Genomic DNA, 18,634 nt, shown 5'->3' on the forward strand with positions numbered 1-18,634 from the left:
CGCGGCCATGCAACAGATCCTGCACGCCACATCCGTTGCCGTGGCGGGGCGGGGCCTCTTGATCCTCGGCGCCTCTGGCCGTGGCAAATCCGGCCTCGCGCTGGAACTGATGTGCCGGGGTGCCCGCCTGATCGCCGATGACCGCACCATTCTCACCCGCCGGGGGGACGACCTGCGCCTGACCTGCCCGCCCGCCCTCTCCGGCATGATCGAGGCGCGGCAGATCGGCCTCTTGAACGCGGACCCCGTATCGGAGATTCCACTGGCCGCCGTTCTGGACATGGATGTGACCGAAAAGCACCGCCTGCCGCCAATCCGGAAGACGCGGCTGATGGGTGTCGATCTGCCATTGCTTCACAATTCCGCGTCACCCTATTTTCCCGCTCATCTCGTGCAATATCTAAAGGCCGGAAGGCGAGAGTGAGGATGACCCAGACAGCGCCGCAAACGGCCCGCATCATCTTTGTCACCGGCCCCGCGGGCGCGGGACGGTCCAGCGCGATCAACGTGCTGGAGGATCTGGGATTCGAGGCAATCGACAACATCCCGCTGAACCTGATCCCCCGTCTGGTAGAGGGCGACCTGCCCGATCAGCGCCCGCTGGCGCTTGGCATTGACGTGCGCAACCGCGATTTCAGCGCCGAAGGTCTGCTGCAACTCTGCGACATCCTGCAGAACCAGCACGAAAAACCGGTGGACCTGCTGTATCTGGACTGCTCGGATGAGGTGCTGGTGCGCCGCTTTTCCGAAACCCGCCGCCGCCATCCGCTGGCCCGCGATGAATCGCCGGTCGACGGGGTCGCCCGCGAAAAGGCGCTGCTGACGGACGTGCGCGCCCGTGCCGACATCCTGCTCGATACCTCGGAACTGACGGTCCACGACCTGCGCGCCGAAATGGAAAGCTGGTTCGGTGAGGTCACCGGTCAGGGCATGGCCATCTCGGTCCAGAGCTTTTCCTACAAACGCGGCCTGCCGCAGGGGCTGGACCTTGTCTTTGACTGCCGCTTCCTGCGCAATCCGCACTGGAACCCGGACCTGCGCCCCTGCACCGGGCTGGACCCGGAAGTGGCGGAATTTGTCAGTCGGGACCCCCGCTATGAGGACTTCGTTGACCGTGTTTCGGGGCTCATCCTGATGATGCTTCCCGCCTGCGTCGAAGAGGGAAAGGCGCATTTTGCCATCGGTTTTGGGTGCACCGGGGGCAAACACCGCTCGGTTGCCGTCACGGAAAACCTTGCTGCGGCCCTTGCGCGTGAGGGCTGGCGGGTGTCAATTAGGCACCGCGAGCTTGAGCGCAGTGGCGCCGTGTTCGCGCGCGAACGGGAACTCAGCAAGGTTGGAAAGGTAGCCGGGTGATCGGGATTGTCATCGTCGCCCATGGCGGACTTGCCCGCGAATACCTGTCCGCGGTCGAACACGTCGTGGGGGAACAGCCCGCCATGCTGGCCATCTCGATCGAGGCCGACGCGGACCGCGACGCCAAGCAGGTAGAGATTTCGCAGGCCGCCGACGCGGTGGACACCGGCGGCGGCGTGGTGATCGTCACCGACATGTTCGGCGGCTCTCCCTCCAACCTCTCACTCAGGGCCTGCCGCCCCGACAACCGCCGCATTCTCTACGGTGCAAACCTTCCGATGCTGATCAAACTGACCAAGAGCCGTCATCTTTCGGTGCCAGAGGCCGTGCGCAACGCGCTGGAGGCCGGGCGGAAATATATTGACAGCCAGAACATAAAGCCTGACTCCCCGTGACCGGGCGATCTGCTGAAAGAAAGACCTGTATCCATGACGACCTCTGTCCGCCGCGCGCTGAAGATCATCAACGAAAAGGGCCTGCACGCCCGCGCGTCCGCCAAGCTGGTGGAAGTGGTCGAAGGATTTGACGCAACGGCAGAGGTCAGCCGCGACGGGATGTCCGCCGGGGGCGACAGCATCATGGGGCTTTTGATGTTGGCAGCCGCCAAAGGAACCACTATTGAAGTCCAAACCTCCGGCCCGGACGCCGAGGCACTGGCCGATGCGGTTGAGGCGCTTGTCGCTGACCGGTTCGGCGAAGACTGTTAGGCCCGGGTGACCGGGCCACCCAGCAAGACGGATTGACGGCAGGCGCATGGTCGAAAGCACCCAAGCCACCTCTGTAAAGCGGCAGAGCGCGTCGAAAACCCCGGCGCCCTACGACAAGCGTCAGGTGAGCTATGCCAATACCTTCACGAACCCGTGGAAGTCGACGGCCATCCGCACGCTGGAATGGCTGACCGGAAAGATTCCGTTGCTGCGCATGGTGCGCCGGTTCGAACGCATGGGCCCGGTCGAGGGGCAGGCCTTCTGGAGCCAGGCCCTCGGCATCATGGGCATCGACATTCAGACCCCGCCGGAACAGATCGCCCGCATTCCCGCCAAGGGGCCGGTGATCATCGTCGCCAATCATCCGCACGGGCTGGTGGACGGGATGGTTCTGGCCGAACTGATCGGCCGGGTGCGCACCGATTACCGGATCCTGACCCGCTCTCTGCTGACCGGCGTCAAGGAGGTCGAACCCTTCCTGATCCCCGTCCCCTTCCCGCACGAAGAGGACGCCCGCGAACAAAGCCTTGAAATGCGCGCCCGCGCGATGGACCACCTCAAGGCCGGCGGCGTGATCGTTCTGTTCCCGTCGGGCGTCGTGGCCTCGTCCGAGACATGGTGGGGAGAGGCGCAGGAGGCGGGCTGGAACCCCTTCACCGCCAAGATGATTCAGCGCTCGGGCGCGACCGTGGTGCCGATCTTCTTTCCCGGCCAGAACAGCCGGGCCTATCAGATCGCCAATCAGGTCTCGGCCACGGTCCGTCAGGGCCTGCTGATCCACGAGGTCGTGCATGCCTGCCGCCGTCCGCAGAAACCGGTGGTCGGAGAGCCGATCAGCCCCGAAGAGGTCAAGGCCTTCAAGGGCGGTCAGCGAGAGTTCGTGGCATGGCTGCGCGAGGTGACTCTGGGCCTGCGCGAATACTGATTTCGCGCCCCATTCGGACGCGACTTTCCTAACGGTTGGTAAATCCGTCTCTGTAAGTCCTTGATCCTGCATTCCCCCTAACTTGTCCACGCGTGGACACCCCTTTCGGGATGCCCGCGCGCAAGGGGTCAGGCGGCGGCTCAGGCGGCCCGCAATTCCAGGATTTCGCGGGCCTGCTGCCATGTCGCCACGGGCCGCTCATATTTCTCGCACAGCTTCACCGCCCGCTCGACCAGCGCCGCATTCGACGGGGCCAGCCGCTCCTTGTCCCAGCGGACATTGTCCTCCAGCCCGGTGCGGGTATGCCCGCCCGCCGCGATGCTCCACTCATTGACCTCGACCTGATGCCGCCCGATCCCGGCCGCGCACCATTCCGCGTCAGGCGCCAGCCTCTGCACGGTCTTGATGTAATAGTCGAAGACCTCGCGATCACAGGGCATCGCGTTCTTCACCCCCATCACGAACTGCACGTACAGCCTGCCCGGAATGCGCCCGTCCTTGTTCATCTCGGCCGCCTTGAAGATATGGCTGAGGTCAAAGGCCTCGATCTCCGGCTTGACCTCATAGGTCCGCATCTCGGAGGCCAGCCAATCCACCAGATCCGGCGGGTTCTCATAGACGCGGGTCGGAAAGTTGTTGGACCCCACCGACAGCGACGCCATGTCCGGCCGCAGGGGCAGCATCCCGCCCCGCGCCGCCCCGGCACCCGACCGGCCGCCGGTCGACAGCTGAATGATCATGCCGGGGCAATGCTTTTGCAGTCCCTCCATCAACCGCCCGAACCGCTCCGGGTCAGAGGTCGGCGTCTCATCTTCCAGACGGACGTGACAATGGGCGATGCTCGCCCCGGCCTCGAACGCGGCCTGCGTGCTTTCCACCTGCTCCTCGATCGTGATCGGGACGGCGGGATTGTCCTTTTTCTTCGGCACAGAGCCGGTGATGGCGACGCAGATGATGCAGGGCTTGGTCATGACAGGCGCTCCCCTCGCTTTTGTCGGTCTTGGTGACGGACAGGGTAATCAGAATTTGGACAAGGGAGAAGCTGGGAAGCACTGCCCCCCGGCCCTTCCGGATCGGCTCAGATGTCAAAGAAGACGGTTTCGTCCTCGCCTTGCAGGCGGATGTCGAAACGATAGACCACCTTGCCGTCCCGTTCCGTCCGCTTGGCCAGCAGGGTGGCGCGGCGGCGTTCCCATTCGATCAGGTTCATGACCGGATCCGCGGCGTTCGCCTCGGCCTCGTCCTCGAAATACATCCGCGTGTTGAGGCCCACATTGATGCCCCGCGCGACAATCCAGAGGTTGATATGCGGTGCCTGCAAGCCCACGTTGCGGCCCGGCGTCTTGCCCGGCTTGACGGTGTCGAACCCCCATTCGCCGGTGGCGAAATCGGTGATCACCCGGCCCCAGCCGCGAAAGCCTTCTTCGACCTCACCGCCGCCTTCGGGGTGGGCATAGATACCCTTGGCGTTCGCCTGCCACGCTTCCAGCAGCACGTCCTTGACCGGAGAGCCGGTACCGTCGATCACCAGCCCTTCGACGCGGATGCGCTCTCCCTCGGCATTCGGGCCCGCGATGTCCCAGCCCAGTTCCTCTTTGTAGAGATCAAAGCCCGCTGCTCCGGGGGCCAGTCCGATGTGAACATAGGGCCCGGCGGTCTGCGACGGCGTTTCCTTGAGGTAGTCGAGTTTCTGGACCATGGTCATTCTCCTTGTGCGCCTTCCGGGCGGAAAACCGGTTTCCACTTTTCCTGAAGGCGCATCAGTTCCCCTCCAGACGGTTTTCGAACAGGGTCGAGCGGCGACCACGCAGCACGATGTCGAACTTGTAGGCGATGCTGTCGAGCGGGATCGTCGCATTCATGTCCAGCGCCGCGATCACGCTGTCGATCGCCTCTTGGCTGGGGATCGTCTGCACGATGGGGCACTTGGCAATCAGCGGATCGCCCTCGAAATAGATCTGGCTGATCAGCCGTTGCGCAAAAGCGGTGCCAAAGACCGACACGTGGATATGCGCGGGCCGCCAGGAGTTCACGTAGTTGCGCCACGGGTAGGCGCCCGGCTTGACCGTGCGGAAAAAGTAATACCCGTTCTCATCGGTGATCGTCCGCCCGCAGCCGCCAAAGTTGGGATCGATGGGCGCAAGATAGGTGTCCTTCTTGTGCCGATACCGCCCGCCTGCGTTGGCCTGCCAGATCTCGACCAGCGTGTTCGGCACCGGGCGCGCGTTTTCGTCCAGAACCCGGCCGTGCAGAATAATCCGCTCGCCAATGGCGCTTTCGCCCGGCTGCGCGTAGTTGAAGATCAGGTCGCGGTCCATCGGATCGATGTCATTGTGGCCAAAGACCGGGCCGGTGATCTCGGACACCGAGTTCTGCAGGCTGATCAGCGAATACTGGGGCGAGCGCGCGACGCTCGTCTTGTATTCCCGGGCATAGGCGGGGGGATGCCTGTCGCGGTCCCGCTGGTAGAATTCGCCTTGGGTGGGCATGTCGGTCTCTCCTCACTTGTCCTCGGGGTGCGCGTCGTCCCGGGTATTCTTTGCGGCGTCCATTTCGGCATAGGTCTGCTTGGCCAGCTTCAGCGCGTGATTGGCGCGCGGCACGCCCGCATAAATCGCCACATGCTGAAACGCCTCCAGCACATCTGTCCGGCTGGCCCCGGTCCGTTCCGTGGCGCGGATGTGCATGGGGATTTCTTCGAAGTTCCCCAACGCGGCCAACAGCGCCAGCGTCAGCATGGATCTCTCGCGCGGCGCAATCCCGTCCGAGGCCCAGACCGTGCCCCAGGCGCTCTCGGTGATGAGCGTCTGAAAAGCCTCGTCCATCGGGGTCTTGGCCGCTTCGGCGCGGTCCACATGGGCATCGCCCAGTACGCTGCGGCGGGTTTTCATTCCGGTCTCAAATCGATTGGTCATGGGTGTCCTCCGCCTGCGTCGCCCCCTGCGCGCTGAACCGCAGGACCAACAAACCCCTCTCCCCAACCTTGAACATGATGGTATTGGCAAAGTAAAATGGCATTTTCGCCATGATGGTTGTCAAAATTGGAAAGTGAATGCTCGACCGCCGGATAAAGCTGCGCCATCTGGAGGCGGTTACGACGATTGCACGGCACGGCAGCCTGAAAAGCGCCTGCGCAGAACTGAACCTGACGCAGCCCGCCCTGTCGAAAACCCTGAAAGAGCTGGAGGAACTCCTTGGCGCCGTACTGATGACGCGGGACCGTGCCGGGGTGCGGCTGACGCCCGAGGGTGAGGTTTTCCTTGAATTCGCGGGGCAGAGCCTTGCAGCGCTGCGGCGGGGCATATCCGGGGTGGCCGATGTGCGGCAGGGCGGGGCCGAGGTGCTGCGCGTCGGTGCACTGCCCAGCGTGGCGGTGCGTTTGATGCCGCGCGTCGTGGCGCGCTTTCGGCAGTTGTCGCCCGCAACCCAGTTGATCCTGCGCGACGGGGCGCATGGGGCTTTGACGCGCGATTTGCTGGCGGGGTCATTGGACCTTGTGATCGGGCGCATGGGCGCGCCCGAGACGATGGCGGGCGTGTCGTTCACCCAGTTGTATCAGGAACGGGTGGTCTGCGTGGTGCGGCGCGGGCATCCGCTGGCCACGCGCGACGGATTTGCGCCGAGCGAGCTGACGGACTGGCCGGTACTGTATCCACCCGAAGGCTCTGCGATCCGGCCGCTGGTCGACCGCTGGTGTCTTGCGCAGGGGTTGGGCCTGTTCCGCGACCGCATCGACTGTGTGTCGGGCGCCTTCGGGCGGAGGTTTTTGCGGATATCGGACGCGGTCTGGTTCATCTCCGAAGGGGTGGTCGCCCCCGAAATCGAAGATGGCGCGCTGGAGGCCCTGCCATTGGACCTGAATCTGACGGCTGGCCCCGTGGGGCTGATGACCCGCCATGACAGCGCGGCCTCGCGCAGTAGGCAGTTGTTCGAACGTGCCCTCCGACACGAAGCAGAGACTTTACCCATATCGTGAGCACGAATCGCATTCGTCCACAACTTAATGCGGTGTTCATCAAAATATCGCTTTACACACCCCTCTCTGGACAGGCACCATATCTTGTAAGGGCGCGGGTATGCCCCGCAGACCCTTGAGCAGGCAGCAAGCGCTGGGGGCCGAAAAAGCCAGCAGCGCCATAACCAAAGAGGTGGCAGCATGGCCCTGTCCGAGCAGTATCTCACCGACGACTTGCACCCCATCGACCTTGTCGAGCACATCGCCGAGTTCAACGATTGGGACTTCGACCGCATCGCGGACGACCAGATCGCCATGGCGGTTGAGGGGCAGTGGCGCACCTACTCGATCACGCTGGCCTGGTCCGCCTTTGACGAAACCCTGCGGATGATCTGCACCTTCGAGATGGAGCCGCCCGAGGCCCAACTGTCGGAGCTGTACGAAGGGCTGAACCTGATCAACGATCAGTGCTGGGCCGGGTCGTTCAGCTATTGGGCCGAGCAAAAGCTGATGGTCTACAAATACGGGTTGGTTCTGGCCGGGGGCAATGTTGCCAGCGCTGAGCAGATCGACACCATGATCACCGCTGCCGTACTGAGCGCAGAACGCTATTACCCGGCGTTCCAGCTGATGGTCTGGACCGACAAGACCCCGAAAGAGGCGATGCAAGTGGCCATTGCCGAGGCCTACGGGCGGGCATGATCGGGATGGGGGCTCTGCCCCCGTCGTCACCTGCGTGACGACTCCCCCGGCGGTATTTCGAAAGAGAAGAAACAGAGGCGCGCAGTGGCAGCGCCCTTTTTCATTTAGACCGGAATTTCCCTTGAGTTGAATCGGGCGGGCGGCAATTCTGCCCATACAAGAACAATCCAGGGAGAGTGACCATGAAAACCCGCCTTTCGGCGCTGGCTATGCTATTGGCCGGGGCCAGCCCCCTATTGGCCCAACAGGACGACGGCGCCTGTAACGCCTTGCGCGACACCGTGTTGTCCGCGGGGAATGTCACCTCTGCCCGGGTGATTGAGAGCGAGGGACTGCCCGCCTATTGCGAAGTGCGCGCCACCGCCCTTCCGGCCATTTCCATTGAGGTGCGCCTGCCGATGGACGGCTGGAACGGCAAGTATTACCAGGCGGGCTGCGGCGGGTTCTGCGGCATTCTGGGCCGCGCCGATGCCGGGTCCAGCTGGATCAACGCCATGCGTCCGGGGCTGGAGCGGGGCTATGCCACGGCCACCTCTGACAGCGGGCATCATGCCTTGAGCGTCGTGGATGCGGGCTGGGCCCACAACAACCCGCATGCGGAGCGCGACTGGGGCTGGCGGTCGATCGGCGAGACCAACCGCGTGGCGCAGGTGATGATCGAGGCCTTTTATGGCAGCGGTTCGGAGCAGGCGATCTTTCAGGGATGTTCGACCGGTGGGCGCATGGCACATGTGGCGGCGCAACGGTATCCGGATATGTTCGACGGCATCATTTCCGGCGCGCCCGCGATGGATTACCCCGGCCTGGTCGCGACCAAGATGGCGTGGATCGTACAGGCCAATACGGCGGAGGACGGAAGCCAGATCCTTGGCCCGGAAGAGGCCAAGCTGATCGGCGACGCGGTCTATGAACAATGCGATGCGGTGGACGGGGCCGAGGACGGGTCGATTGCCGATCCGCGCGCGTGTGACGTGGATTACAGCGGGCTTGGCCTGAGCAATCAGCAGATGGACACGCTGATGAAATGGCGTGAAGGCCCCCGCAATGCCGCCGGAGAGCAGCTGTACCCGGGCGGCGTGCCGGAAGGGTCCGAACCCTTTTGGTGGCTCTGGCTGACGGGCAACGGCAAAGGCGGCGGAAACCTCGTTCCGGCGTTTGCCGTCAACTTTGGCCGCTACATGGCCTTTCCGGTGGATCCCGGCCCGGAATGGACGCCGATGGACTTCGACTTTGAGAAAGACCCGGCGCGGCTGGCGGTCATGTCCGAGGTCTATAACGGCGACAGCCCGGACCTGTCCAAGTTCCGCGAGGCGGGCGGCAAGATGATCGTCTGGCATGGCTGGGCCGATGCCATCGTGACCCCCTACAAGACCGTGGACTGGTACGAGAAGGCATCCGAGGCTGCAGGGGGCGAGGATGTTCTGAAAGAGAACGTCGCGCTGTTCATGGTGCCCGGCGTCGACCATTGCGGCATTCTGCCCGGACCTGACGGCATCAATGCCGCCAGCCTCGACCCGATGACGCCTCTGGAGGCGTGGCTGAACGAGGGCAGCGCGCCTGTCTCGATCATGGCCGAGTGACCTTGTCCCCTGCGTGCGGCGGGCCTAGTCTCCGCCGCACGTATCAAGGGGAACACCATGCAGGACACGGAACTGGCACGGCGCGGTCTGGCGCTGTTGGGATGCGGCAAGATGGGGTCGGCCATGTTGGCCGGTTGGCTGGCGCGCGGCTTGCCCGCTGGATCAGTTCGGGTGCAGGATCCCTACCCCTCGGACTGGCTGAAAGAACAGGGCGTGCTGATCAACGAAGGCTTTGGCGACAGCCCCGCCGTTGTCCTGATCGCCGTAAAACCGCAGATGATGGGTGAAGCCCTGCCGGCGCTGCAATCGCTGCCCAAGGGCCAGACACTGTTCGTTTCGGTCGCCGCCGGCATCCCCATGTCCACCTATGAGGCGCATCTGGGAGCGGTGCCCATCGTGCGCGCCATGCCCAACACCCCCGCTGCCGTGGGCAAGGGGATCACAGCGATCATCGGCAATGCGCAGGCAAGCGACGCGCATCTGGCGCAGGCCGAAGACCTGCTGTCCGCCGTCGGCGAGGTTGTCCGGCTGGACAGCGAGGCGCAAATGGATGCCGTTACCGGCGTCAGCGGATCCGGCCCCGCCTATCTGTTTCATATGATCGAATGCCTTGCCGCAGCGGGTGAGGCCGAGGGGCTGGCCCCCGACCTTGCCATGGCGCTGGCACGGTCCACCGTTGCGGGGGCGGGCGCACTGGCCAAAGAATCCGGTGAGGATCCCGCCCAGTTGCGCAAGAACGTAACCTCGCCCAATGGCACCACGCAGGCCGGGCTTGAGGTGCTGATGGATGAGGACAAGGGCCTGCCGCCGCTGATCCGTGCCACCGTGGCCGCTGCGGCCCGCCGGTCAAGGGAGCTGGCCAATGGCTGAGATCACCTATGACGATTTCCTCAAGGTCGACATCCGCCTTGGCACCGTGATCCGCGCGGAACCTTTCCCCGAGGCGCGAAAACCGGCGATCAAGCTCTGGATCGATTTCGGCCCCGAGATCGGAGAGAAGAAAAGCTCTGCCCAGATCACCCTGCATTACGACCCGGAAACGCTGGTCGGCAAACAGGTGATGGCGGTGGTCAATTTCCCGCCCCGCCAAATCGGGCCGATGCGGTCAGAGGTGCTGGTCCTAGGTGTGTCGGATGGTGCGGACGCAATCGTACTGATTGGCCCGGATCATGCCGCGCCGAACGGTTCGCGGATGCACTGAATGGAATACGGCCGCCGGGCATAATGGCGGCCGTATCCTTTTCCGGATCATACTTCCGGTGCCTTTGGGTCGGGAACAAGCCCCGGCCTGATCTTTGGCGGATCAAATTGCGGGTCGTCACGCTTGATCCTGCGCGAAATGAGACGCCCGAACGGCCGCGCCGCCACTAGGCCAAGGATCACCGACAGAGCGATTGCGTTCCAGCTGTACCATTCCACCGCCAGAAAGGTGACGATCAGGGCGCCTGACACGACGGTGAAGACAAGCAGGCTGATATACCACGACAAACGGTCCATGATGCTGCTCCTTTCAAGAAGGAGAACGTACCGCCTTCCGCAGGGGTTCCCTTGACCTTGGCCGCGGCTTGCGGTTCGCTCGCCGGACAGGAGGACGCGCCCATGACCATGCCCGCGATTACCGGCCACGGGGTTTTCACCCCCGAACTCAGCATCTCGAACGAGGAACTGGTGGTGGCCTTCAACGCCTATGCGGATCGGTGGAATGCCGAGCACGCGGCGGAAATTGCGGCAGGCGAGGTGCAGGAGATGGCGCATTCCAGCCCGGATTTCATCTTTTCCGCCTCGGGCATCGAACGGCGCTATGTGCTGGACAAGGAGGGCGTGCTGGACCCCGGGCGCATGTATCCTCGGCTGGACCCGCGCCCGGACGAGGCGCCGGGCATCATGGCGGAAATGGGGGTGGATGCCTGCCGCAAGGCGATGCAGATGGCGGGCCGTGCGGGCGAGGACGTGGATCTTGTGATCTGCGCCGCGTCGAACCACGAACGCGCCTATCCGGCCATCGCCATCGAAATCCAGACGCTGCTGGGCTGTGGTGGATTTGCGTTTGATATGAACGTGGCCTGTTCCTCTGCCACTTTCGGCATTCAGGCCGCCGCCGACATGATCCGATCCGGCAGCGTACGCCGGGCGCTGGTGGTCAACCCGGAGATCTGTTCAGGCCATCTGGAATGGCGCGACCGCGATTGTCACTTCATCTTTGGCGATGTCTGCACGGCCGTTCTGCTGGAGGCGTCGGACGACGCGAAAGGCGGGCGCTGGGACATCCATTCCACCCGCTGCGCCACGCAGTTTTCCAACAACATCCGCAACAACAGCGGTTTTCTGCGCCGCGCCCATGACCAGATGGAGGACCGGCGCGACATGCAGTTCATGCAGAACGGGCGCAAGGTCTTCAAGGAAGTGCTGCCTATGGTTTCGGCCCATATCCTCGACCATATGGAAGAGGAGGGCTGGCACGCGGATCAGCTGAAACGCCTGTGGCTGCATCAGGCAAACAAAACGATGAACGATTTTATCGGGAAAAAGGTGCTGGGCCGGGTGCCGGAAGCGGGTGAACAACCCAACATCCTGCAGGACTATGCCAACACGTCATCCGCCGGGTCGATCATCGCCTTTTCCAAACACTCCGACGACATGGCACCGGGAGACCGTGGCGTGATCTGTTCGTTCGGCGCAGGCTATTCGGTTGGATCGGTTCTGGTCGAACGGGCCTGAGCGGCTTCTTCGGCCTCCATCGCCTCTTCCAGTTCTTCGGCCTCGTCCTCACCGCCGGCAAGGACGGCGGTTTCCGGCGTGATGCCCTTGGCCGGGGCCGACATCTGGAAGGCACGCTTTTCGGCGTCCGGCACAGCGGCGCGCTGCAGGATGCGCCAGAGCGTATAAACGATCATCACCACATGGGCCACGACCGTGGTCAGGAAAAGGCCCTGCGCCCCGGTGGCAGACATGGCGACACCAGCGACCAACGGACCGCCGATACTGCCGATGCCATAGACCATCAGCAGTCCTCCGGACACCTGAATGGCGGTCCCTTCGGGAGCGTGGTCGTTCGCATGGGCGACGATTATGGGATACATCGCAAAGATCGCCGCACCGAAGGCCGCAACCAGGACAAGGTTCATGAACTGGTCCTCTGGTGCCAACAGGATAAAGCCCAGATCCACAGCAAGCGCGACAACCGCGACAAAGACCAGAACCTTGCGCCGGTCCATCCGGTCGCTGACGTATCCGATGGGAACCTGCGCCAAGGCCCCCGCCAGCACCGGGATCGAGGCAAAGAGCGCAATGGCTGACAGCGGCAGGCCGACACCTCCAGCGTAGACCGCTGCCAAGGTCCCGAAGGACCCGTTCGAAATGCCGACAAGGAATACCGCCGCCACCGCCACCGGCGAGTTGCGCCAGAGAAGGGCGAGGTTGAGCTTGACCGAGGTCAGCGGCGGCGGCGACTCGGACGTCGACAGAGCGGTGGGCACCAGCGCCATGCAATAGACGATCGCCGCCACGGCGAAGAACAGAAAGCCGCTGGCATCGCCGGTCGCCACGGCCATCTGTCCGGCGGTCGTCGCGCCAAGATTGACCATCGTGTAGATGCCAAAAATGGTGCCGCGGCTTTTGGGGCTGGCCTTGTCCGACAGCCAGCTTTCGACGATCATCGCCGCCCCGGCAAAACAGAAACCGGACACCGCACGCACCGGGATCCATGCCTCTGTCCTGACCACCAGCGCCTGCAGCAGGATCGCCACGGCGGCAAAGGCGCACATGACACCAAAGGTGCGGATATGCCCCACCGATCCCACCATGCGCGGCACGTAAACACAGCCAAGCACGTACCCCACGGCCCAGCCCGTCCCCAACAGGCCCAGCGAGGTGGCCGAAAACCCCTCTGCAGTCCCCCGAACCGGCAGGATCAGCGCATGCATGCCCCCCGCAAACAGCAGGAGGGCGGAACCGAACAAAAGGGCGCTGACGGGGAGAAGCTGTCTTATCATGGCCGCCAGCCTAGAGGTTCAGTGTAAAGCTGCAATATTCGTCTTGTCCTGAAAACGCCGGAACACGACCCGTCGCATCACGCTGTAGAAAGCTTGGGCCGATCCTCATCTTTCAGCAACATGAGCAAGGAAGCGGCCGTCAGCGCCACGCCCGGCAGCACCATCAGCGTCGGCACCCCCTGCCCCAGCGCCAGTTCCCAGAGGATCACACAGCTGGGCACGATATAGGTATAGGCCATGACCTTGGCCGCAGGCAGGCGCAGGGTGGCGTAGCGCAGGATGACAAAGGTCACGCCGGTCGCGGCCAATGCGACATAGAGGATCGTCCACCAGACAATCGCGGGCAATGCGGCCCAGTCCATCGCCAGCAGATCCTGTCCCGCCCAGAGGCACAGGATCACCGATCCCGCCGTCAGGATGCCCGCGTTGAAAGCGATGCCGGATTCGCCCCGGCTGAGCCTGCGCAGCATCGGCGCATAGAGCGCATGCGCGATGCAGCCCCAGAAATATATTGCCTCTCCCCGCCCAATCTCGAACCGCATAAGTGCCGAAATATCCGCGTCGAAAATCACCCAGAGCGCGCCGATGCCTCCCACAACGATGGCCAGCGCCATGCGGGGGGTCGTCACCTGCTTTACGACGAAATAGCCGAACACCGCCGTCAGAGCCGGATTAAGGGTAAAGACCGCGGCCATGCTGACCGGTTCTGCGGTCTTCAGACCCTCGAACATGGTCACGAAGTAGAGGACGAACAGCCCCGCCAGCACGAAATACCGCCAGGGCGCGGCGAACAGCGCGCGGTTCACCTTGCCCGTGGCCAACGCCCAGACCCACAAGACCAGACCCGCGATCACGAAACGCACCGCGTTCAGCACCGCCGGATCGATATGGGGCGCCGCCAGCCCACCCAGAGAGAACGACCCGGACACCAGCATGGCAAAGCACAGCATGGCCAGATGGCCGCGCCCCGCCTCTGTCATCGGGCAGACCCTTCTCCGGCAAAGGCCTTGAGATGGGTCAGAAAGGCCTGAACCTTGGCGGTCCGGTGAAGGTCCACATGCGTCACCAGCCACAGCGGAGAGGCCCACTCCTCTCTTGGCGGCATGATCTGCACCAGCTCGGGATATTGCGCCGCCTCACGCGTGCCAAGAAAACCGATCCCCGCGCCTTCGACAATCGCCGCCTGGATCACCCGCGCATCGGTACTGCGGAATACCACTTGTTCGAAGGGGACATTGGCTTTCAACCAACGCTGGAACGGGGCGCGGCTGTCCGGATCGTCATGGGCGACGAAGTGATGGGATTTCAGCGCCTCCTCATCCTCTGGCATGCCCATCGCGGCCACATAATCCCGATGCGCATACATGGCGATGTCCTGCCGGTTGAACGGCTGCACCACGTTGTCCGGCTCTTGCGGGGATGCCCCCGCGCGCAGCGCCACATGGGCCTCACCGTATTCCAGCCGAAAGACCCGGTCATCGGTCAGGAACCGCACAATCACCTCCGGGTATTTCTCGCGAAAGCTCTTGAGCGCGGGCACCATCAGCGGCGCGAAAGACACCAGCGATGTCACCATCAGGTCCCCCGCCACATCGTTGCCACGCCCCTTGATCCGGCCTTCCAACTGCTGGAGCTGGTCATCGGTGGTCTGCGCCACGCGCATCAGGTCCTGACCGGCCTCCGTCGCGGTGTAGCCGCGCGCGTGGCGCTGGAACAGCTTGACGCCCATCCGGCCTTCCAACGCATCGATATGCCGGATCACGGTGGCATGGTGCACGCCCAGAACCTCTGCCGCGCCGCTGACCGTGCCAAGCCGGGCCACCTGATAGGCGGTCCGGATCTCATCCCAGTTGTCCATACAAGACTCCGAATATGTGCGCTGAGTAACAGTTGCTGTGATTTTTGCGCAATTGCGTTCGGAAACGCAATAACCAAATCTCTGTCATGAATAACCTACCCTCCCAAAGGACCCCGACCATGACCAACACCGTTCTGCGCATCGACGCATCCGCCCGCACCGAAGGATCCGTCAGCCGCCAACTGGCAGATGAGGTGATCTCGCGCCTGAAACCGGCCAAGCTGATCTCTCGCGATCTGGTCGACACCGTGCCGCAAATCGACGGCGCGTGGCTCGCCGCCAACATGACCCCGGCAGAAGACCGCACTCCGGCGCAGCGCGCCAAGTTGGCACTGTCTGATGCGCTGATCGAAGAGGTGCAGTCGGCCGATACCATCGTCATCGCCCTGCCGATTTACAACTTCGGCGTGCCCTCCAGCCTGAAGGCCTGGGTGGACATGATTGCCCGCGCCGGGATCACCTTCAAATACACCGAGACCGGTCCGGTTGGCCTGTTGGACGGCAAGCGCGTGATCTTTACCATCGCGTCGGGTGGCACAGAGGTGGACGGCCCGATCGACTTTGCCACCCCGTGGCTGCGCCATGTCATGGGCTTTGTCGGCATCACCGATGTGCAGATGGTGCGGTCTGACCGCCTGATGGTGGATGCCGAGGCGTCGCAGGAGCGCGCCAAGGACGACCTTGAAAAGCTGGCGGCCTGATCTGCCTATCGTCCGGGGCCGCACTGTGCGGTCCCGGAAATTGACTGTAATACGCCGCGCCCCTAGCGTCGGGACATGGCCGTCATCGAAAATACGGACTCGGTCTTTGAGGCCAGCATCCGCTCTCGACTTGCAGGGATCATCCTTCTTGTCCTCGGGCTGGTCTTTTCGGCCCTTGGCGTGGCCGCACTGGCAGAGGGCGAAGCACAGGGCGGTATCTTTGTCGCAATCGGAATCGGCATGTCTGGGCTTGCCATCTGGCTGCTGTCCCGCTGCACCCGTATTCGGCTCGACCGGTCCGACAACAGCGCCCGCATCACCTTTTCCAGCGTACTGGGTCAGCGCCGCGTTGATCTGCCTTTAAACGCGATTTCACACGCCAGCGTGTTGAAGACGCGCAGATCCGGCAAACGCCTTTACCAGCTTGTTCTGAATGTCCCCGCAGGAGAGCACGCCGGCACCTATTCGCTGACCGGCGGATACAGTTCCGGCGGATGGCCAAAGGGCCGCATGGCGCGGGCAATCAATCGCTGGCTCGGTGTCGAAGAGACCTGAGTGAGACGTCAGCTTGACGCGAGCCCGGCCCCGATTCCGCCCAGCAGGGTGCGAACTTCGGGATCCCGAGGATCCAGTTCCGCATAGACCAAAGCCGATTCCGGGTCGCGGAACACATCGAGGGGATAGGGCATCCGCGCCCGCACCGCGTCACGGTACAGCTTGCAGATGCCAAAGTTTACCTTGCCCGGGGCAAAGATAGAGGTCCGCGCACGCGGGTCACGGGCCTCGTGATAGGCGGTCAGCCGATGGGCAAGCCGCGCCGTCTCCGCAAAGAAGTTTTCGGGGAAGGTACAATCCATCACGTCCAGCAGGATATGCTGCCCGCCGTCGAACAGCGGGTCCGAACGATAGCGCAAGAGCGTCTCGATGTTCTGATCCACGGTGACATCACCCCGAAACAGGACAAGCACAATATTGAGATGTGGGAGAATTTGATAGCTGGCAGGCATGGCGAACCGGACACTTGATATGGGAGAGCCCGCGCTCACTGACACAGGAACGGGTGATTGTGCAACGCGTCTCTCTGACGCCTGCCGCGCGGTCGCGGCCCAACCCGCTGTCTGCCTTGACTCAGGGGCCCGCATCGCCTAATCGGTCCCGAACCTCCGGAAGCCTCTTTGTCTTCCGGTCCCTTGGGCTATGCCCGGGATCGCCCTCCGTCAGCGCGTTGCGCCCACGGGGGCTTTCACGCATTGGCCTTTCGGGCATTCATTGCCCGCCACGATTGTGATGCCGGTCGCGCCCCCTTACCTTGGGGGAAGACCAAAGGAAGACGAGAAGAGGAGGCCAAGCGCCCCATGTTCGAAAATCTCTCCGAGCGCCTTGGCGGCGTTTTCGACCGGCTGACCAAGCAGGGCGCCCTGTCCGAGGATGACGTCCGCACCGCCCTGCGCGAAGTGCGTGTTGCCCTGCTGGAGGCCGACGTTTCGCTGCCCGTGGCGCGCAACTTTATCAAGGCGGTCGAGAAAAAGGCCACCGGCGCCGCAGTCACGAAATCCGTCACCCCCGGCCAGCAGGTCGTCAAGATCGTCCATGACGAGTTGATCTCGGTTCTGTCGGGCGAGGGTGAACCCGGCAAGCTGAAGATCGACAACCCGCCCGCGCCGATCCTGATGGTCGGCCTGCAGGGCGGCGGCAAGACCACCACCACCGCCAAGCTTGCCAAGCGCCTGAAAGAGCGGGACGGCAAGAAGGTCCTGATGGCCTCGCTGGACGTCAACCGCCCGGCCGCGATGGAACAGTTGCAGATCCTCGGCCAGCAGATCGGCGTCGATACCCTGCCCATCGTCAAGGGTGAGGACCCGGTCGCCATCGCCAAACGCGCCAAGACGCAGGCGGGTCTGGGTGGCTATGACGTCTACATGCTGGACACCGCCGGGCGTCTGTCGATCGACGAAGAGCTGATGGCCCAGGTCGAGGCGGTGCGCGACGTCGCCAACCCGCGCGAAACCATTCTGGTGGTCGACGGCCTGACCGGTCAGGACGCCGTGCACACGGCAGAGAATTTCGACAACCGCATCGGGATCACCGGCGTTGTCCTGACACGGATGGATGGCGACGGGCGCGGCGGTGCCGCCCTGTCGATGCGCGCCGTCACCGGCAAGCCGATCAAGTTCGTCGGTCTTGGCGAAAAGATGGACGCGCTGGAGACGTTTGAGCCGGACCGCGTCGCGGGCCGCATCCTTGGTATGGGCGACATCGTTGCCCTCGTCGAAAAGGCGCAGCAGACGCTGGAGGCCGAACAGGCCGAGCGCATGATGAAGCGCTTTCAGAAGGGTCAGTTCAACATGAACGACCTGAAGATGCAGCTCGAACAGATGATCAAGATGGGCGGCATGGAGGGCATGATGTCCATGATGCCCGGCATGGGCAAAATGGCCAAGCAGATGGACGGCGCGGGCATCGACGACAAGATGCTGCGCCAGCAGATCGCGCTCATCAACTCGATGACCAAGAAGGAGCGCGCCAACCCGCAGATCCTTCAGGCCAGCCGCAAGAAGCGCATCGCCGCCGGTTCAGGCATGGAGGTCGCCGACCTCAACAAGCTGCTCAAGATGCAGCGCCAGATGTCCGACATGATGAAAAAGATGGGCAAGATGGGCAAAGGCGGCATGCTGAAACAAGCCATGCGCGGCATGTTCGGCGGCAAGGGCGGCCTGCCGCCAGAAATGGCGCAGGGCATGGACCCCAAGGCACTAGAAGCCGCGGCCAAGCAGATGGGCGCCAAGGGCGGCCTGCCGGGTCTTGGCGGTGCGGCCCTGCCCCCCGGGCTCTCTGGACTGGGCAAAAAGAAGTAAACC

23 protein-coding genes are annotated in these 18,634 nt (G+C 63.4%); 14 read left to right on the forward strand and 9 right to left on the reverse strand.

Going from position 1 to position 18,634, the window contains the following annotated elements:
• Window positions 1-7 precede the first annotated feature (7 nt).
• From ACTXGA_RS11480 to ACTXGA_RS11500, 5 genes are read left to right on the forward strand one after another with little or no spacing between them, the layout of a single operon-like run.
• Entirely contained in the window at window positions 8-424 is a 417-nt protein-coding gene (locus ACTXGA_RS11480; protein WP_443393736.1) for an HPr kinase/phosphorylase, read from the forward strand.
• A 2-nt stretch (window positions 425-426) separates the two neighbouring features.
• Window positions 427-1,356, forward strand: coding sequence for an RNase adapter RapZ (gene rapZ / locus ACTXGA_RS11485; protein WP_443393738.1), 930 nt, complete (start codon window positions 427-429; stop codon window positions 1,354-1,356).
• On the forward strand, window positions 1,353-1,751 hold the full coding sequence (locus ACTXGA_RS11490) for a PTS sugar transporter subunit IIA (RefSeq protein WP_443393740.1): 399 nt from the start codon (window positions 1,353-1,355) through the stop codon (window positions 1,749-1,751). The genes rapZ and ACTXGA_RS11490 overlap by 4 nt, the downstream gene beginning before the upstream one ends.
• Before the next feature lie 33 nt (window positions 1,752-1,784).
• Window positions 1,785-2,063: an HPr family phosphocarrier protein gene (locus tag ACTXGA_RS11495; protein WP_443393742.1), complete on the forward strand. Its 279-nt coding sequence runs from the start codon at window positions 1,785-1,787 to the stop codon at window positions 2,061-2,063.
• A 46-nt stretch (window positions 2,064-2,109) separates the two neighbouring features.
• Window positions 2,110-2,988, forward strand: a complete 879-nt coding sequence (locus ACTXGA_RS11500; protein ID WP_443393744.1) for a lysophospholipid acyltransferase family protein — start codon at window positions 2,110-2,112, stop codon at window positions 2,986-2,988.
• 140 nt (window positions 2,989-3,128) lie between these two features.
• Here the strand turns inward: ACTXGA_RS11500 and ACTXGA_RS11505 are convergent, their stop codons facing one another.
• The 4 genes from ACTXGA_RS11505 to pcaC all read right to left on the reverse strand — a co-directional run bounded on the left by ACTXGA_RS11505 (window position 3,129) and on the right by pcaC (window position 5,903).
• On the reverse strand, window positions 3,129-3,959 hold the full coding sequence (locus ACTXGA_RS11505) for a 3-oxoadipate:acetyl-CoA acetyltransferase (RefSeq protein ID WP_443393746.1): 831 nt from the start codon (window positions 3,957-3,959) through the stop codon (window positions 3,129-3,131).
• Window positions 3,960-4,066: 107 nt separating this feature from the next.
• Window positions 4,067-4,687, reverse strand: coding sequence for a protocatechuate 3,4-dioxygenase subunit alpha (gene pcaG, locus ACTXGA_RS11510; protein WP_443393748.1), 621 nt, complete (start codon window positions 4,685-4,687; stop codon window positions 4,067-4,069).
• Between the two features lie 61 nt (window positions 4,688-4,748).
• Entirely contained in the window at window positions 4,749-5,477 is a 729-nt protein-coding gene (pcaH, locus tag ACTXGA_RS11515; RefSeq protein WP_443393749.1) for a protocatechuate 3,4-dioxygenase subunit beta, read from the reverse strand.
• 12 nt (window positions 5,478-5,489) lie between these two features.
• On the reverse strand, window positions 5,490-5,903 hold the full coding sequence (gene pcaC, locus ACTXGA_RS11520; protein WP_443393751.1) for a 4-carboxymuconolactone decarboxylase: 414 nt from the start codon (window positions 5,901-5,903) through the stop codon (window positions 5,490-5,492).
• A gap of 137 nt (window positions 5,904-6,040) precedes the next feature.
• On the opposite strand from pcaC, the gene pcaQ reads away from it, so the two are divergent.
• The 5 genes from pcaQ (at window position 6,041) to ACTXGA_RS11545 (ending at window position 10,426) form a co-directional block, all read left to right on the forward strand.
• Entirely contained in the window at window positions 6,041-6,964 is a 924-nt protein-coding gene (pcaQ, locus tag ACTXGA_RS11525; RefSeq protein ID WP_443393753.1) for a pca operon transcription factor PcaQ, read from the forward strand.
• A gap of 180 nt (window positions 6,965-7,144) precedes the next feature.
• Entirely contained in the window at window positions 7,145-7,645 is a 501-nt protein-coding gene (locus tag ACTXGA_RS11530) for a type III secretion system chaperone family protein (protein WP_443393755.1), read from the forward strand.
• Window positions 7,646-7,827: 182 nt separating this feature from the next.
• On the forward strand, window positions 7,828-9,225 hold the full coding sequence (locus tag ACTXGA_RS11535) for a tannase/feruloyl esterase family alpha/beta hydrolase (RefSeq protein ID WP_443393757.1): 1,398 nt from the start codon (window positions 7,828-7,830) through the stop codon (window positions 9,223-9,225).
• Window positions 9,226-9,282: 57 nt separating this feature from the next.
• The gene (gene proC, locus ACTXGA_RS11540; protein WP_443393759.1) at window positions 9,283-10,095 is read left to right on the forward strand and encodes a pyrroline-5-carboxylate reductase; all 813 of its coding nucleotides are present in this window, start codon (window positions 9,283-9,285) and stop codon (window positions 10,093-10,095) included.
• The gene (locus ACTXGA_RS11545; RefSeq protein ID WP_443393760.1) at window positions 10,088-10,426 is read left to right on the forward strand and encodes a tRNA-binding protein; all 339 of its coding nucleotides are present in this window, start codon (window positions 10,088-10,090) and stop codon (window positions 10,424-10,426) included. The genes proC and ACTXGA_RS11545 overlap by 8 nt, the downstream gene beginning before the upstream one ends.
• Before the next feature lie 47 nt (window positions 10,427-10,473).
• Here the strand turns inward: ACTXGA_RS11545 and ACTXGA_RS11550 are convergent, their stop codons facing one another.
• On the reverse strand, window positions 10,474-10,722 hold the full coding sequence (locus ACTXGA_RS11550) for a hypothetical protein (RefSeq protein WP_443393762.1): 249 nt from the start codon (window positions 10,720-10,722) through the stop codon (window positions 10,474-10,476).
• A gap of 102 nt (window positions 10,723-10,824) precedes the next feature.
• Between ACTXGA_RS11550 and ACTXGA_RS11555 the strand changes: the two genes are divergently transcribed.
• A complete protein-coding gene (locus ACTXGA_RS11555; RefSeq protein WP_443393764.1) occupies window positions 10,825-11,943 on the forward strand; it encodes a beta-ketoacyl-ACP synthase III in 1,119 nt (372 codons plus the stop codon).
• Here the strand turns inward: ACTXGA_RS11555 and ACTXGA_RS11560 are convergent.
• From ACTXGA_RS11560 to ACTXGA_RS11570, 3 genes are all read right to left on the reverse strand, one after another.
• Window positions 11,907-13,217, reverse strand: coding sequence for an MFS transporter (locus tag ACTXGA_RS11560; protein WP_443393766.1), 1,311 nt, complete (start codon window positions 13,215-13,217; stop codon window positions 11,907-11,909). The genes ACTXGA_RS11555 and ACTXGA_RS11560 overlap by 37 nt on opposite strands.
• Before the next feature lie 77 nt (window positions 13,218-13,294).
• A complete protein-coding gene (locus ACTXGA_RS11565; RefSeq protein WP_443393767.1) occupies window positions 13,295-14,197 on the reverse strand; it encodes a DMT family transporter in 903 nt (300 codons plus the stop codon).
• Entirely contained in the window at window positions 14,194-15,075 is an 882-nt protein-coding gene (locus tag ACTXGA_RS11570) for a LysR family transcriptional regulator (RefSeq protein WP_443393769.1), read from the reverse strand. The genes ACTXGA_RS11565 and ACTXGA_RS11570 overlap by 4 nt, the downstream gene beginning before the upstream one ends.
• 119 nt (window positions 15,076-15,194) lie before the next feature.
• Between ACTXGA_RS11570 and ACTXGA_RS11575 the strand changes: the two genes are divergently transcribed.
• Window positions 15,195-15,776, forward strand: coding sequence for an FMN-dependent NADH-azoreductase (locus ACTXGA_RS11575; RefSeq protein ID WP_443393771.1), 582 nt, complete (start codon window positions 15,195-15,197; stop codon window positions 15,774-15,776).
• 75 nt (window positions 15,777-15,851) lie between these two features.
• Entirely contained in the window at window positions 15,852-16,331 is a 480-nt protein-coding gene (locus ACTXGA_RS11580; protein ID WP_443393773.1) for a hypothetical protein, read from the forward strand.
• An 8-nt stretch (window positions 16,332-16,339) separates the two neighbouring features.
• Here the strand turns inward: ACTXGA_RS11580 and ACTXGA_RS11585 are convergent, their stop codons facing one another.
• Window positions 16,340-16,714 carry a hypothetical protein gene (locus tag ACTXGA_RS11585; protein ID WP_443393775.1) on the reverse strand — a complete coding sequence of 125 codons (375 nt, stop codon included), beginning with the start codon at window positions 16,712-16,714 and terminating at the stop codon, window positions 16,340-16,342.
• 417 nt (window positions 16,715-17,131) lie between these two features.
• Here ACTXGA_RS11585 and ffh point away from each other — a divergent pair, with 417 nt between their 5' ends.
• On the forward strand, window positions 17,132-18,631 hold the full coding sequence (gene ffh / locus ACTXGA_RS11590) for a signal recognition particle protein (RefSeq protein WP_443393777.1): 1,500 nt from the start codon (window positions 17,132-17,134) through the stop codon (window positions 18,629-18,631).
• Window positions 18,632-18,634: the final 3 nt, after the last annotated feature.

Source organism: Antarctobacter jejuensis (assembly GCF_052266595.1).
GTDB lineage: Bacteria > Pseudomonadota > Alphaproteobacteria > Rhodobacterales > Rhodobacteraceae > Antarctobacter > Antarctobacter jejuensis.

What these genes read in the sequence shown, in the direction of transcription:
- ACTXGA_RS11565 (WP_443393767.1), bottom strand. Translation starts at nt 14,197, where the DNA reads ATGACAGAGGCGGGGCGCGGCCATCTGGCCATGCTGTGCTTTGCCATG.
- ACTXGA_RS11555 (WP_443393764.1), top strand. Translation starts at nt 10,825, where the DNA reads ATGACCATGCCCGCGATTACCGGCCACGGGGTTTTCACCCCCGAACTC.
- ACTXGA_RS11570 (WP_443393769.1), bottom strand. Translation starts at nt 15,075, where the DNA reads ATGGACAACTGGGATGAGATCCGGACCGCCTATCAGGTGGCCCGGCTT.
- pcaQ (WP_443393753.1), top strand. Translation starts at nt 6,041, where the DNA reads ATGCTCGACCGCCGGATAAAGCTGCGCCATCTGGAGGCGGTTACGACG.
- ACTXGA_RS11480 (WP_443393736.1), top strand. Translation starts at nt 8, where the DNA reads ATGCAACAGATCCTGCACGCCACATCCGTTGCCGTGGCGGGGCGGGGC.
- pcaC (WP_443393751.1), bottom strand. Translation starts at nt 5,903, where the DNA reads ATGACCAATCGATTTGAGACCGGAATGAAAACCCGCCGCAGCGTACTG.
- ACTXGA_RS11500 (WP_443393744.1), top strand. Translation starts at nt 2,110, where the DNA reads ATGGTCGAAAGCACCCAAGCCACCTCTGTAAAGCGGCAGAGCGCGTCG.
- pcaG (WP_443393748.1), bottom strand. Translation starts at nt 4,687, where the DNA reads ATGGTCCAGAAACTCGACTACCTCAAGGAAACGCCGTCGCAGACCGCC.
- ACTXGA_RS11550 (WP_443393762.1), bottom strand. Translation starts at nt 10,722, where the DNA reads ATGGACCGTTTGTCGTGGTATATCAGCCTGCTTGTCTTCACCGTCGTG.
- ACTXGA_RS11495 (WP_443393742.1), top strand. Translation starts at nt 1,785, where the DNA reads ATGACGACCTCTGTCCGCCGCGCGCTGAAGATCATCAACGAAAAGGGC.
- ACTXGA_RS11545 (WP_443393760.1), top strand. Translation starts at nt 10,088, where the DNA reads ATGGCTGAGATCACCTATGACGATTTCCTCAAGGTCGACATCCGCCTT.
- pcaH (WP_443393749.1), bottom strand. Translation starts at nt 5,477, where the DNA reads ATGCCCACCCAAGGCGAATTCTACCAGCGGGACCGCGACAGGCATCCC.
- ffh (WP_443393777.1), top strand. Translation starts at nt 17,132, where the DNA reads ATGTTCGAAAATCTCTCCGAGCGCCTTGGCGGCGTTTTCGACCGGCTG.
- ACTXGA_RS11560 (WP_443393766.1), bottom strand. Translation starts at nt 13,217, where the DNA reads ATGATAAGACAGCTTCTCCCCGTCAGCGCCCTTTTGTTCGGTTCCGCC.
- rapZ (WP_443393738.1), top strand. Translation starts at nt 427, where the DNA reads ATGACCCAGACAGCGCCGCAAACGGCCCGCATCATCTTTGTCACCGGC.
- ACTXGA_RS11505 (WP_443393746.1), bottom strand. Translation starts at nt 3,959, where the DNA reads ATGACCAAGCCCTGCATCATCTGCGTCGCCATCACCGGCTCTGTGCCG.
- ACTXGA_RS11535 (WP_443393757.1), top strand. Translation starts at nt 7,828, where the DNA reads ATGAAAACCCGCCTTTCGGCGCTGGCTATGCTATTGGCCGGGGCCAGC.
- ACTXGA_RS11530 (WP_443393755.1), top strand. Translation starts at nt 7,145, where the DNA reads ATGGCCCTGTCCGAGCAGTATCTCACCGACGACTTGCACCCCATCGAC.
- ACTXGA_RS11575 (WP_443393771.1), top strand. Translation starts at nt 15,195, where the DNA reads ATGACCAACACCGTTCTGCGCATCGACGCATCCGCCCGCACCGAAGGA.
- ACTXGA_RS11580 (WP_443393773.1), top strand. Translation starts at nt 15,852, where the DNA reads ATGGCCGTCATCGAAAATACGGACTCGGTCTTTGAGGCCAGCATCCGC.
- proC (WP_443393759.1), top strand. Translation starts at nt 9,283, where the DNA reads ATGCAGGACACGGAACTGGCACGGCGCGGTCTGGCGCTGTTGGGATGC.